At 69.3% G+C, this 13,357-nt stretch carries 12 protein-coding genes; 1 reads left to right on the top strand and 11 read right to left on the bottom strand.

Features of this window, described 5'->3' with window-relative positions:
* Positions 1-46: 46 nt before the first annotated feature.
* From rplT to thrS, 4 genes are all read right to left on the bottom strand, one after another.
* The gene (gene rplT / locus VGR37_05380; protein HEV2146827.1) at positions 47-403 is read right to left on the bottom strand and encodes a 50S ribosomal protein L20; all 357 of its coding nucleotides are present in this window, start codon (positions 401-403) and stop codon (positions 47-49) included.
* A 64-nt stretch (positions 404-467) separates the two neighbouring features.
* A complete protein-coding gene (gene rpmI / locus VGR37_05385) occupies positions 468-662 on the bottom strand; it encodes a 50S ribosomal protein L35 (GenBank protein ID HEV2146828.1) in 195 nt (64 codons plus the stop codon).
* A gap of 45 nt (positions 663-707) precedes the next feature.
* Complete coding sequence (gene infC, locus VGR37_05390; GenBank protein ID HEV2146829.1) at positions 708-1,274, bottom strand: translation initiation factor IF-3; 567 nt, start codon at positions 1,272-1,274, stop codon at positions 708-710.
* Between the two features lie 167 nt (positions 1,275-1,441).
* The gene (gene thrS / locus VGR37_05395) at positions 1,442-3,424 is read right to left on the bottom strand and encodes a threonine--tRNA ligase (GenBank protein ID HEV2146830.1); all 1,983 of its coding nucleotides are present in this window, start codon (positions 3,422-3,424) and stop codon (positions 1,442-1,444) included.
* A 637-nt stretch (positions 3,425-4,061) separates the two neighbouring features.
* Here thrS and VGR37_05400 point away from each other — a divergent pair.
* Positions 4,062-5,786, top strand: a complete 1,725-nt coding sequence (locus tag VGR37_05400; GenBank protein ID HEV2146831.1) for a S8 family serine peptidase — start codon at positions 4,062-4,064, stop codon at positions 5,784-5,786.
* A gap of 272 nt (positions 5,787-6,058) precedes the next feature.
* Here the strand turns inward: VGR37_05400 and groL are convergent, their stop codons facing one another.
* The 7 genes from groL to VGR37_05435 form a co-directional block, all read right to left on the bottom strand.
* A complete protein-coding gene (groL, locus tag VGR37_05405; GenBank protein ID HEV2146832.1) occupies positions 6,059-7,702 on the bottom strand; it encodes a chaperonin GroEL in 1,644 nt (547 codons plus the stop codon).
* 57 nt (positions 7,703-7,759) lie between these two features.
* The gene (groES, locus tag VGR37_05410) at positions 7,760-8,065 is read right to left on the bottom strand and encodes a co-chaperone GroES (protein ID HEV2146833.1); all 306 of its coding nucleotides are present in this window, start codon (positions 8,063-8,065) and stop codon (positions 7,760-7,762) included.
* 225 nt (positions 8,066-8,290) lie between these two features.
* Positions 8,291-9,202: a ribonuclease Z gene (gene rnz, locus VGR37_05415; GenBank protein ID HEV2146834.1), complete on the bottom strand. Its 912-nt coding sequence runs from the start codon at positions 9,200-9,202 to the stop codon at positions 8,291-8,293.
* Between the two features lie 116 nt (positions 9,203-9,318).
* A complete protein-coding gene (locus tag VGR37_05420) occupies positions 9,319-10,695 on the bottom strand; it encodes an acyclic terpene utilization AtuA family protein (protein HEV2146835.1) in 1,377 nt (458 codons plus the stop codon).
* Positions 10,696-11,259, bottom strand: coding sequence for a Uma2 family endonuclease (locus VGR37_05425; GenBank protein HEV2146836.1), 564 nt, complete (start codon positions 11,257-11,259; stop codon positions 10,696-10,698).
* Between the two features lie 10 nt (positions 11,260-11,269).
* On the bottom strand, positions 11,270-12,916 hold the full coding sequence (locus VGR37_05430; GenBank protein HEV2146837.1) for an acyl-CoA carboxylase subunit beta: 1,647 nt from the start codon (positions 12,914-12,916) through the stop codon (positions 11,270-11,272).
* Complete coding sequence (locus VGR37_05435) at positions 12,913-13,341, bottom strand: cobalamin B12-binding domain-containing protein (GenBank protein HEV2146838.1); 429 nt, start codon at positions 13,339-13,341, stop codon at positions 12,913-12,915. Before VGR37_05435 ends, VGR37_05430 begins: the two co-directional genes overlap by 4 nt.
* Between the last annotated feature and the right edge of the window lie 16 nt (positions 13,342-13,357).

Here is a 13,357-nt window from a genome sequence, read left to right on the forward strand (position 1 = left end):
CCCCCCCCCCCCCCCCCCGCCTGGTGCCGAACGAACCGTCCTGCGCTCAGCCCAGCTTCGCCTTGGCGGCGGTGGCAAGCTGCTCGAAGGCGTTCGGGTCGCGCACGGCGAGGTCCGCGAGGTTCTTCCGGTCGATCTCGATCCCGGCGAGCTTGAGCCCGTTCATGAAGCGGGAGTACGAGAGGTCGTTCTGCCGGGCGGCCGCGTTGATGCGGACGATCCACAGCTTGCGGAACTCGCGCTTGCGGTTCTTGCGGTCGCGGTACGAGTACCGCCAGGCGCGCTCGACGGCCTCCTTGGCGGTCTTGTACAGGTTCTTGCGGCGGCCGAAGAACCCCTTCGCCTCCTTGAGGATCTGGTTCTTGCGGCGCAGGCGCGCGACGTTGGTCTTAACGCGGGGCATGGTCTACTCCTCCGAAAAACGTGCGAAAAGGTGATGGAATCGGTGACGTACGGCCGGCTTCCGCTCAGGCGGAGAGCAGACGGGTCATCCGCTTCTCGTCCCCCTTCGACACCAGCGCGGAGTCGCGCAGGTTGCGCTTCCGCTTCGGAGACTTCTTGGTCAGGATGTGGCGCTTCATCGAGTGCCCGCGCTTCAGCTTGCCGCTGGCGGTCTTCTTGAAGCGCTTCGCCGCGCCACGGTGGGTCTTCATCTTCGGCATGGTACTTCTTCCTTTCGGTACGCCGTCCTCGCGGACCGGCGGCGATCAGCTCTTGACGAGAGGGGAGAGCACCATCGTCATGCTCCGCCCTTCCATCTGTGGGTGCGACTCTACCTTGGAGATGTCGGCCAGCATCCCCGAAACCTTGTCCAGAACCTGCCGCCCCAGCTCGGGGTGGGCCATCTGGCGGCCGCGGAACATCATGGTCAGCTTGACCTTGTTCCCCTCTTCGAGGAAGCGCCGCGCGTGCCGCGTCTTGAAGTCGAAGTCGTGATCCTCGATCCCGGGCCGCATCTTCACTTCCTTGAGCTGCACGTGGTGCTGCTTCTTGCGCGCCTCGCGCGCCTTCCGCTGCTCCTCGTACTTGAACTTGCCGTAGTCCATGATGCGGCACACCGGTGGACGGGCGAGGGGCGCCACCTCCACCAGGTCCAGACCCTGCTCCTCCGCGATCTCGAGCGCGCGCTCGATGGGGAGGATTCCCAGCTGTTCGCCGTCGGGGCTGATCACACGAACGGGGCTGATGCGGATCTGGCGATTGACGCGCGTCTTCTCGTTGATGGCCTTGCTCTCCGAAGAGGTGGAAACGAAAAACGGACCTGAATGCCTCAGGTCCGTTCATGCGCGGCCAGGCCGCCTCCCGGGAGGGAGGCGGGGCGCCATGCGGACCCGGCAGCATCGCCCGGGGGCGAGCCGAAGGGTGGGGGGCCCGCCGGCCCCCACTTTCCCCAAATTGGTCCGCTAATCTATTCCCGGCCCGCGGTGCTGTCAACCCGGGTCTACCGGATCTCCTCGTCCAGTGCCGTCTCCAGCGCGCGGGTGCGGATCCGCTCCAGCACCTGCTCCGCGAACGCCGCGCGGTCGAGCACCGTCTGCTTCCGTCCCGCGCCGCGGATTCGGACGGCGGCGGTGCCGGCCTCGGCCTCGCGCCCGCCGATCACCGCCATGTACGGCACCTTCTGCGTCTCGGCCTCGCGGATCCGGTAGTTCAGCGTCTCGTTGCGGTCGTCCACGTGGGCGCGGATCCCCCGGGCGCGGAGCTGCGCGCCCATCTCCCGGGCGCTCTCCGCCTGCTCGTCGGAGATGGGGATCACCACCACCTGCACGGGCGCGAGCCACACCGGGAAGGCCCCGGCGAAGTGCTCGATCAGGTTCCCCGTGAAGCGCTCCAGCGTCCCGAAGATGGCGCGGTGGATCATCACGGGCCGGTGCGGCCGGTTGTCCGCCCCGGTGTACTCCAGCTCGAACCGCTCGGGGAGGTTGAAGTCGAGCTGGATGGTCGGGCCCTGCCAGAGACGGCCGATGGCGTCCCGGAACTTGATGTCGATCTTGGGGCCGTAGAACGCGCCGCCCCCCTCGTCCACCCGGAACGGGATCTCCTTCCGCTCCAGCGCGCGCGTGAGCATCGCCTCCGCCTGGTCCCAGACGTCGTCGCTCCCCAGCCGCTCCGGGGGGCGGGTGGAGATCTCGAAGTCCAGCTCGAAGCCGAAGGTCTGCCGCACCAGCCGGTCCACCTGGTCCAGGCAGAGGAAGATCTCGTCCTCCACCTGCTCCATCGCGCAGAAGATGTGGGCGTCGTCCATGGAAAGGCCGCGTACCCGCAGCAGCCCGTGGAGCGTCCCCGAGCGCTCGTTGCGGTAGACGTTCGCCACCTCGGAAAGCCGGATGGGGAGGTCCCGGTAGCTGCGCGCCTGGCTCTTGAAGACCAGTGCGTGCATCGGGCAGTTCATCGGCTTCACGCGGTACTGCACGTCCTCGGACTCGCCCGCGCTCCCCGCCATCGGGGGGAACTGATTCTCGGCGTAGAGCGGCAGGTGTCCGGAGATGCGGAACAGCTCCTCGCGCGTGATGTTCGGCGTGTACACCAGCTCGTACCCGTTGGCGAGGTTGTCGTCCTCGACCGCGCGGGAGAGGAGCCACTTCACCTTTGCGCCCTTGGGGTGCCAGAAGACGAGCCCCGGCCCCACCACGTCCTGGATGGAGAACAGGTCCAGCTGCTTCCCCAGCACGCGGTGGTCGCGCTTGCGGGCCTCCTCCAGCCGGTGGAGGTACTGCTCCAGGTCCTCCTTGGAGAACCACGCCGTGCCGTAGATGCGCTGCAGCATCTGGCGGCTCTCGTCGCCGCGCCAGTAGGCGCCCGCCGAGTTCAGGAGCCTGAAGTGCCTGAGCCGCCCCGTGCCGGGGAGGTGCGGACCGCGGCAGAGGTCCAGGAACGGGCCGTTGCGGTAGACCGTGATCGTCTCGTCGCCCGAGAACTCCTCCAGGCGCTCCAGCTTGAGCGGGTCGTCGGCGAACAGCTCGCGCGCCTCCTCCACGGAGACCACGCGGCGCTCGAAGGGGGCGTTCCCCTTGATCACCTCCTGCATCTCCGCCTCGATCCGCTCGAGCTCGTCGGGCGTGAAGGGACGGTCTACCTCGAAGTCATAGTAGAAGCCGTCCTCGATCGCCGGCCCGAAGCCGATCTTCGCCTCCGGACGCACCTGGCGGACGGCCGTCGCCAGGATGTGCGCCGCGGAATGGCGGAGCACCTCCAGCGCCTCGGCGCTCCGCTCGGTGATGATCTCCACCTCGGCGTTGCTTTCCAGCGGGCTGGTGAGGTCCACGATCCTGCCGTCCACCTTTCCGGCGAGCGCCGCCTTCGCGAGCCCGGAGCCGATCGACTTCGCGAAGTCGAGCACCGTCGTTCCGGCAGGGACCTCGCGCACGGAGCCGTCGGGGAGCGTCACGCGGACCTGGTCTCTGTGTTCAGCCGTCGTCGTCATGGTCGTTGTCCGGTCGTCGGAAGCGCGGAGCGCAGCGGCTGCGTCAGCGCGGCACGTATAGAAAGAAGAGGACGATCCCCGCGCAGAGCAGCACGGCGAACACGGCCCAGGGCCACAGCGAGCGTGCGGGATCGCGTCGATCGTCCATCGGAGGTCCAGGCGTCTGGTACACCCGACCGGGGCATCCGGTCGGGAGAGCCAGCAACTTCGGCCCTTCCGCCGCGCACGACAAGCCCCCGGCGGATACGGGCAAACAAAAAAGCCTCCCGTGGGAGGCCTTGTCGCTCGGTGCCGGCGCTGCCATTCAGCGCGGACGCACCCGGACCCGGCCTCCCCTGGGGAGCCCCGTGGTCATGGTCTGGGTGGTCGCGAAGCGGTCGCTGGCGCGCATGGTCGGTCCGATGGTTCAGGGTGCATCACGTAGGATAGCCCGTGGCCGCCCGTGTATCAACTACCCGCCCCCATCATCTCTCTTGCGTTCCCGGCCCTGACCACCACATAATGTCGCATGTCGCATGCGTGCCTAAAAAGACAAAAACTGCGACGCCAGATTCGTGTCCCCGGCCGGCATAAGCCGGCCGGTCGCCCCGCGCGATGCGCTCGCGCGAACCATCATCCCTCGTGTGGAGGACAGCCAATGCGGACCATCAGAGTGCTCACCCTAGCGGTCCTGGCGGCGTTGGCCGCCTGCTCGGACCAGGAGACGCCGGTCGCCCCACCTGCTCCTGCAGCGGCGCCGGTGCTGGCCGCCGCGAACGGCGGGATCGAAGGCTCGTACATCGTGGTGCTGAAGGAGGGAACCGACCCGCGCTCGGTGGCGGCCGTCGCCGGGGTGGAGCCCAGGTACGTGTACTCGGCGGCGCTGAACGGCTTCGCCGGGACGCTGAACGCGGGGCAGCTGAACGCGCTGACCCGCAACCCGAACGTCGCCTACGTCGAGCAGGACGGGGTGGTGACGCTCGGGGCCACGCAGAGCAACGCCACCTGGGGGCTGGACCGGATCGACCAGCGCAGCCTCCCGCTCAACGGGACCTACACGTACAACGCGACGGGGGCGGGGGTGAGGGTCTACGTCCTCGACACCGGGATCCGCTACTCGCACAACGAGTTCGACGGGCCGTTCGGCACCGACCGCGGCGTGTTCGGCTACGATGCGTTCGGCGGCAGCGGCAGTGACTGCAACGGGCACGGCACCCACGTGGCGGGCACTGCGGGCGGCGCGACGTACGGCGTGGCCAAGGGGGCGACGCTCGTCTCCGTGCGCGTCCTGGACTGCGCCGGCTCCGGCACCTGGAGCGGCGTGATCGCCGGGATTGACTGGGTCACCGCGAACCACGTGAAGCCGGCCGTGGCCAACATGAGCCTGGGCGGCGGGGCGAACAGCTCCGTGGACCAGGCGGTCCAGAACTCGATCAACGCGGGGGTGACGTACGCCATCGCGGCGGGGAACAGCAACGCGAACGCCTGCAACTACTCCCCGGCGCGCGTGGGGGCGGCGCTCACCGTCGGCGCGACCACGTCTTCCGACGCGCGGGCCTCGTACTCCAACTACGGGAGCTGCCTGGACCTCTTCGCTCCGGGCTCCAGCATCACCTCCGCCTGGTACGGGAGCGACACGCAGATCCACACCATCGACGGCACCTCCATGGCGTCGCCGCACGTGGCCGGCGTGGCCGCGCTGTACCTGCAGAGCGATCCTTCCGCCACCCCGGCGACGGTCGCGAGCGTGATCATCAACAACGCGACCACGGGGAAGGTGACGAGCGCCGGCTCGTACTCGCCGAACCGGCTGCTCTACTCGCTGGTGTCCGCACCTCCGGTGAGCGCGGACATCACCGGACCCACTTCGATCACGTCCACGGGCACCTACACCTGGCAGGCGAACGCCTCCGGTGGGAATGGCTCGTACACCTACAACTGGGAGTACCGGGTGCAGAACGGCACGTGGTCGGCGGTCGGCACGGGCAGCTCGTACTCCCGCAGCGTCGCCACGTCCGATGCGGCCTTCGAGCTCCGGGTGACGGTCACCTCGGCTGGCCAGACCGCCTCCGACACGCACCTGGTGAGCGTCTCGTCCGGCGGACTCGCAGTAACCATCACCGGTCCCTTCCTCGTGTACGAGGGCGAATCCCACACCTGGACCGCTAATCCGTCCGGAGGCGACGGGACGTACACCTACCAGTGGCAGGAGCAGCCGGAGGGCAGCAGCACGTGGTACAATGGAGCAACCACGAAGTCGTACACCCTCACGGCCAGCTATTCCTTCACGCTCCGGGTCATCGTGACCTCAGGCGGCGCCAGCGCCACGTCCGCCGAGCACTCCGTCTGGGTAGAGCCAACGTGCGGGGCTTATCTCTGCTGATCACGGCTGGACCGAGTCGCTTCAGGGCCCCACAGCCAGGAGCGCAGCACCGCCCGCAGGGGACATCCCCTGCGGGCGGTGGGTACTTCAGCAGGCGCTCACCGAAGGGCTGACGCTGGTGACGCACGACCGGCTCTTTGCGCCGTACGGCGTGCCGACTCTCTGGACCTGACACGCCCACGAGCAACGGCCCCGCCCCCTCGCATGGAGGGAGCGGGGCCGTCTGGCGAGGGCGGCGGCTCGCGCCGCCGCCCCGTACCGGGCCTCGCGGCTCAGTACATGTCGCCCATGCCGCCGGGCATCCCGCCGCCGGCGCCGGCACCCGCCGACTTCGGCTCCGGCTTCTCCACCACCACGGTCTCCGTGGTGAGCAGGAGGCCGGCGATGGACGCCGCGTTCTGCAGCGCGGTGCGGGTCACCTTGGTCGGGTCGATGACGCCGGACTGCACCAGGTCCTCGTACTCGTCGGTCCGGGCATTGTAGCCGAAGCTCAGGCTCTCGTTCTCCCGGACGCGGGCCACCACGATGGAGCCCTCGACGCCCGCGTTCTGCGCGATCTGGCGGATCGGCTCCTCCAGGGCCCGCTCCACGATGCGGACGCCGATGTTCTCGTCCGAGTCCTCGATGCGGAAGTCCTTGAGCGCGGTCTGCGCGCGCAGGAGCGCCACGCCGCCGCCGGGGACGATCCCCTCCTCGACCGCCGCGCGGGTCGCGTGCAGCGCGTCCTCGACGCGGGCCTTCTTCTCCTTCATCTCGGTCTCGGTCGCGGCGCCGACGTTGATCACCGCCACGCCGCCGGCCAGCTTCGCGAGCCGCTCCTGCAGCTTCTCGCGGTCGTAGTCCGAGGTGCTCTTGTCGATCGCGGCGCGGATCTCCTTGATCCGGCCCTGGATCGCCTCGTTCTCGCCCGCGCCGTCGACGATCGTGGTGTTGTCCTTGTCGATCACGATCCGCTTGGCGCGGCCAAGGTCGCTGAGGACGGCGTTCTCCAGCTTGAACCCGACCTCCTCCGAGATCACCTGCCCGCCGGTCAGGACGGCGATGTCCTGCAGCATGGCCTTGCGGCGGTCACCGAAGCCCGGCGCCTTCACGGCGGCGATCTTCAGGGTGCCGCGCAGCTTGTTCACCACGAGCGTGGCGAGCGCCTCGCCCTCGACGTCCTCGGAGATGATGAGGAGCGGACGGCCCATCTGCGCGACCTTCTCCAGGACCGGGAGGAGGTCCTTCATGGAGGAGATCTTCTTGTCGTGGATGAGGATCAGGGCGTCCTCGAGGACCGTCTCCATGCGGTCCGGGTCGGTGATGAAGTACGGCGACAGGTAGCCGCGGTCGAACTGCATCCCGTCCACGGTCTCCAGCGTCGTCTCGAGGCCCTTGGCCTCCTCGACGGTGATGACGCCGTCCTTGCCGACCTTCTCCATCGCGTCGGCGATCAGGTTGCCGATCTCCTCGTCGCTGTTGGCGGAGATGGTCCCGACCTGCGCGATCTCCTTCTTGCCGGCGGTCTCCACCGACATCCCCTTCAGCTCGCCGATCACCTTCTCGACCGCCTTGTCGATGCCGCGCTTCAGCGACATCGGGTTGGCGCCGGCGGTGACGTTCTTGAGGCCCTCGCGGAAGATCGCCTGGGCGAGCACGGTCGCGGTGGTGGTGCCGTCACCGGCCAGGTCGGAGGTCTTGGTGGCGACCTCCTTCACCATCTGCGCGCCCATGTTCTCGATCGCGTCCTCGAGCTCGACCTCCTTGGCGACGGTGACGCCGTCCTTGGTGATGAGCGGCGAGCCGAACTTGCGGTCGATCACCACGTTGCGGCCCTTGGGCCCGAGGGTGACCTTGACCGCCTCGGCCAGCTTGTCGACGCCCTTCTTCAGCGCGGTACGAGCCTCTACGCTGAACGTAAGCTCCTTGGCTGCCATATCTTCAGAACTCCTGGTGAGTGGGTTGGGCCTGTCCGGCGATGTATGGGCGCGCGCTCAGCCGACGATGGCGAGCACGTCCGACTCGCGGAGGATGAGGTACTGCTCCCCGTCGATGGTCACCTCGGTGCCGCTGTACTTCCCGTAGAGCACCTTGTCGCCGACCTTGACCTCGGGGTCGATCCGCTTCCCGTCGTCGCTCACCTTGCCGGGGCCGACGGCGATCACCTCGCCCTGCTGCGGCTTCTCCTTGGCGGTGTCGGGGATGTACAGCCCGCCCCGCATCTGCTCGGCCTCTTCCGTCGCCTTGACGACGACACGGTCCGAGAGCGGCTTGACCTTCACGTCTGTCGCGGTGGCCATAGATCAGGATCCTCCGGTCGTTGGATGGGTTGGTAGAGCCTGTTAGCACTCTCGTGCAGTGAGTGCCAACAAGGTGGCAAATTGGGGCGCCGCCCGGACACTGTCAAGGGGCGCTCACGGGCGCGGAGTCGCTGCACGCGACGTGCCGGACGGAGCCCGCCGAAAGGACAGGAAGGGGGAGCCGGTCACGCCAGTCCGACAGCGCGCGCTGTCAGAAACGGCGCCTCAGCCGTCGCGGTACGGGATCTCGAGCGTCAGCCCGTCGTGGGCGGCCATGGCCTCCGGGAACACGGCGCGCGCCTCGCGCTCCAGGAGCCGCGGGTCGTCGGCGTAGCGCGGGGAGAAGTGGGTGAGCGCGAGCCGCAGGACCCCCGCCCCGGCGGCCACCTCGGCTGCGTCGCGGGCGGTGGAGTGCCCCGTGGCCTGTGCGCGGTCCGCCTCGTCCTGCGCGAAGGTGGCTTCGTGGATGAGCAGGTCCGCCCCGGCCGCCGCCTCGCGGGTGGCCGCGCAGGGGCGGGTGTCGCCGGTGTAGACCACGCGGCGCCCGGGGCGGGGCGGCCCCACCACGTCCTCCGCGCGGAAGACGCGCCCGTCCACCTCCACTGCTTCCCCGTGGTGGAGCTTCCCCCAGAGCGGACCCTCGGGGATCCCCATCTCGCGCGCCCTGCCGGCGTCGAAGCGTCCCAGCCGGTCGTGCTCCGCCACCGCGTAGCCCAGGCTTCGCCCGCCGTGGTGCGTGCGGAACGGGACGACCGCGTACGCTCCCCGCTCCACCGCCTCCCCGGGCTCCAGCCCGTTGATGCGCACGTCGAACGGGACCCGCTCCACCCCCAGCTCCACCGCTTCCTTCAGCGTCGCCTCGGTGCCGCGCGGCGTCCATAGGTCGATGGGCTCCTCGCGCGCCTGGAGCCCCATGGTGCGCAGCAGCCCGATCACGCCCAGGAAGTGGTCCGCGTGCAGGTGTGAGAAGAAGATCTCGCGCAGCGCGAAGCCGGTCCCGTAGCGCATCATCTGCCGCTGGGTCCCCTCGCCGCAGTCGAACATCATCAGGTCCCCCTCGCGCTGCACCACGAGGGAGGAAACGTTGCGCCCGACGGTGGGCCGCGCCGCGGCGGTGCCGAGAAAGGTGATCCGCATGGACGAAAGTGCGTGAATGCGTGAGCGCGAGGTGCGACGGTGCCCCCGGACACAAAGCGCGAAGTGCGTGAGCGCGCAACTTTCGCACTCACGCACTTCGCACGTCGCACCGCGGTTCAGGCCGTGACGACCTCGACCTGGAGGTGCGGCTCGATCTCGCTCTTGGGGATCAGCGCGGGCCAGTACGCCATGATCTCCTGCACCGCCGGGCGGCCTCCCGCGAAGCCGGTGACCGACGGGGGGCCGGCGAGCACCAGCGGCGCGATCTCCTTGGTGAAGCGCTCCACGGCGGCCCGGTCCTTCCCGCGCACGCCCCAGCGCACCGTCACCTCCGGGAGGTCGGTGGGGACGGGTCCGGCGAGTGGCCCGTGGGTGGCGTTCCAGCCGACGAACTCCGTCAGCACCTCGTCGAACTCCAGCCCCAGGCGGTCCAGCCGCTCCCGCAGCACACGGTCGGCGGTCTGCGCCTTCTCCACGGCGTCCGGCCAGGCGTACACCAGCGTCCCCACCGCCTTGTACCCGTCCGAGTAGGCGATGCTGACCTTGAGGAGGTCAGTGGCGTGCTCCCCGTGCACGCCGTAGACGCGCACCCGGTCGTCCGCCTCACGCTCCAGCCGGATGGTGGTGAAGTCCGCCACCACGTCCGGGGTGATGTAGCTCCTGGGGTTCCCCATCTCGTACAGGAGCTGCTCCTTCACGCCGGGGAGCGTCACGCAGCCGCCGGTCCCCTCGTGCTTGGTGACCACGAACGAGCCGTCCGGGTACGCCTCGATGATGGGGTAGCCGATGCGGGCCAGGTCACGGACGTTGCGCCAGTCCACCAGGCAGTTGCCGCCGGAGGCCTGGGCGCCGCACTCGTTGATGTGCCCCGCGACCACGCCGGCGGCCATGCGGTCGTGGTCCTCCCACGACCACCCGAACTCGTGGATCATGGGGGCGTAGGTGAGCGCCGTGTCGGTGGAGCGCCCGGTGATGACCACATGCGCGTCCTGCCGCAGCGCCTCCACGATGGGCCGCGCGCCGATGTAGGCGTTAGCGCTCTGCACCCGGTCCAGCACGGTGGAGAGCGGCTCCCCCGTCTCCATGTTGCGAAGCTCCACCCCGCGCTCCAGCAGGTCGGGGAGGCGGTCCAGGATGTCGTCCCCCGTGATCATCCCGATGCGGGCGCGCCCCTCCAGCCCGGCCTTCCGCGCCTCCTCCACCACGGCGTCGCGGCACCCCGGCGGGTTCACCCCGCCCGCGTTGGCGATCACGCGGATCCCGCGCTCCACCACGGCCGGGAGGATCTCCCCCATCAGCGGGACGAAGTCGCGCGCGTACCCAGCCTGCGGGTTGCGCGAGCGCTGCTTCTGCATGATCGACATCGTGACCTCGGCCAGGTAGTCGAGCATCAGGTAGTCGATCGGGCCGCCCTCGACCTGCTGCTTGGGGGCGTCCAGCTGGTCGCCCCAGAAGCCCTGCCCGGAGGCGATGCGGATCTTGTCTTTGGCCATTTATCCGAGGATCTCTTCGCCGGTCACCCGGAGGCCGGGCAGTGAGCGTGAATTCCAGGTCTCGCCGCGGTTCCGGATCTCCACGTGCTGGTACGTCGACGGACCGGGGTCGGTGTGTACGAGGACGGTGTTCTGGACCAAGTCGAGCAGCCAGTACTCGGGAATCCCATAGCGGGCGTACAGCCGGGACTTCTCGCTGCGGTCGTACGCGAGGGAGCTGTCGGCGACCTCCACCAGGAGCAGCACGTCGGCCGGACCAGGCAGCGCATCCACGTAGAAGTCGTCGCGTGGACGGAGGACCGCGAAGTCCGGTTGGGGCACCACCCGGTCGCCGAGCTGAATCGAGCCCTGCACGCGCACGATGGCTTCGTCACCCAGCTTTCCGACGAGTACGCGGGTCACACGGTCGACGAAAGCGTTGTGCCGGCTGCCGATGGGGCTCATCTCGATGATCTCCCCCTCGATCAGCTCGACCCGTGCGCCCGGTGGGATGATCCCTTCCGCCGCCATGCGGGTGTACTCGTCAGCGGTGAACCGGTAGTGCTCGGCGAACTGGACGGCCATACCGACCTCCTCACGTCAGGTGCGGCGGAAGCACGAAAGCCCCCAGGTGCGGCCCCGGGTTGTTGATGGACGTGCGCAGCGCCAGCCCCAGCGCCGCCCGGGTCTCCTCCGGGTGGATCACCGCGTCCACGAAGCCGCGCGCCGCGGCGTGCCGTGCGTCGAGCTGGCGGTCGTAGTCGGCGCGGACGGCGTCGATCTTGGCCTGCAGCTCGGCGTCGGGCTGCTTCCCTTCCTTCTTCAGCTCTTCCAGCTGCGTGCTGAAGAGCGCCATCACTGCCGAGTCGCCCTCCATCACCCCCATCCGGCCGGTGGGCCAGGTGAAGATGAAGTCCGGGTCGAAGCCCTGCCCCGCCATGGCGTAGTACCCCGCCCCAGAGGCGTGGTTGAGCGTCAGCACCAGCTTGGGCACCGTGGCGGTCGCCATGGCCTCCACGAAGTGCGCCCCGGAGCGGATGATCCCGCTGTGCTCCGCGTCCGTCCCCACCATGAAGCCGGAGACGTCCTGCAGGAAGAGGATGGGGGTGCCGTGCCGGTTCAGCGTCTCGATGAAGTACGCCACCTTCTCCGCGCTGTCGGCGTATACGATCCCGCCGAACTTGGGGCGACCGCCGTGCGGGTCCTTGAGCATCCCGCGCGCGTTGGCGATGATCCCCACCGGGATCCCCGCGATGCGGGCGTGCCCGCAGATCATCTCCGGCGCGTAGTCCGCCTGGAACTCGTCCAGCTCGCCGCCGTCCAGGATGCAGCGCAGCACCTCGCGCATCTCGTAGGGCTGGCGGTGGTCCTCCGGGAGCACCTCGTGCAGGTCGCGCTCCGGGCGCGCCGGCGGCTCCGGCTCGCGGAGGGGGAGCGAGGTTCCCTGGCGCGGAAGCTCCTTCACCAGCTCGCGGATCTTGCCGATGCAGGCCCGGTCGTCGCGCACGCGGTAGTGGGCCACGCCGGAAATCGCGTTGTGCGTGTAGGCGCCGCCGAGCGTCTCCGAATCCGTGGTCTGCCCCGTGGCCCCCTTCACCAGGTTGGGGCCGCCGAGCCCCATGAAGGAGGTCCCCTCCACCATGAGGATCACGTCCGAGAGCGCCGGGAGGTACGCACCCCCGGCGATGCACGGGCCCATCACCGCGGCGATCTGCGGCACCTTGAGGTAGCGCCGCATGATGGAGTTGTAGTAGAAGATGCGCGACGCGCCGTACTGCCCCGGGAAGACGCCGCCCTGGTACGGGAGGTTCACCCCCGCCGAGTCCACCAGGTAGATGATGGGGACGCGGCAGCGCATGGCGATCTCCTGCGCCCGGAGCATCTTGGTGATGGTCTCCGGCCACCAGGACCCCGCCTTGACCGTGGCGTCGTTGGCGACGACCACCACCTCGCGCCCCGCCACCGTGCCGAAGCCGGTCACCACCCCCGCGCCCGGGGCCTGCCCCTCGTACCGGTCGTGGGCGACCAGGAGCCCCACCTCCTGGAAGCGGGTGCGGGGGTCCAGGAGGAGCCCGATCCGCTCGCGCGCGGTCAGCTTGCCGTCCGCGTGCTGCTTGGCGATCCGCTTGGGGCCGCCTCCCTCGCGCAGCTTGGCCTCGAGCGCCTGGAGCTCCCGGGTGAGCGTCGCCAGCCGCCCCGTATCGCGCGCCGCGCCGGGGGCCCCCTCCACAACGGTGCTCACGACGGGGCCAGCTCGCGGTCGCGGCCGTTCTCCGCGAACCAGGAGCGGATGTACTCCACCGCGGCGGAGGTGGGGGTCCCGGGGCCGAAAAGGCGCCCGATCCCCTGCGTCCGGAGCGCCTCCATGTCCTCCTCGGGGATGATCCCGCCGCCGGTGAGGAGGATGTGGTCGGCGCCCTCCGCGTCCAGCAGCTCCTTCACGCGCGGGAAGAGCGTCATGTGCGCGCCGGAGAGGATGGACATGGCGACCACGTCCACGTCCTCCTGGATCGCGGCGCTGACGATCATCTCCGGGGTCTGGTGGAGCCCGGTGTAGATCACCTCCATCCCCGCGTCGCGCAGGGCGGCGGCAATCACCTTGGCGCCGCGGTCGTGGCCGTCCAGCCCCGGCTTTCCGACCAGGACGCGGATCTTCCGTTCAGGCATCGCTCTGGGGGTCGAG

This window comes from Longimicrobiaceae bacterium (genome assembly GCA_035936415.1).
In the GTDB taxonomy this organism is placed as follows: Bacteria; Gemmatimonadota; Gemmatimonadetes; order Longimicrobiales; family Longimicrobiaceae; genus JAFAYN01.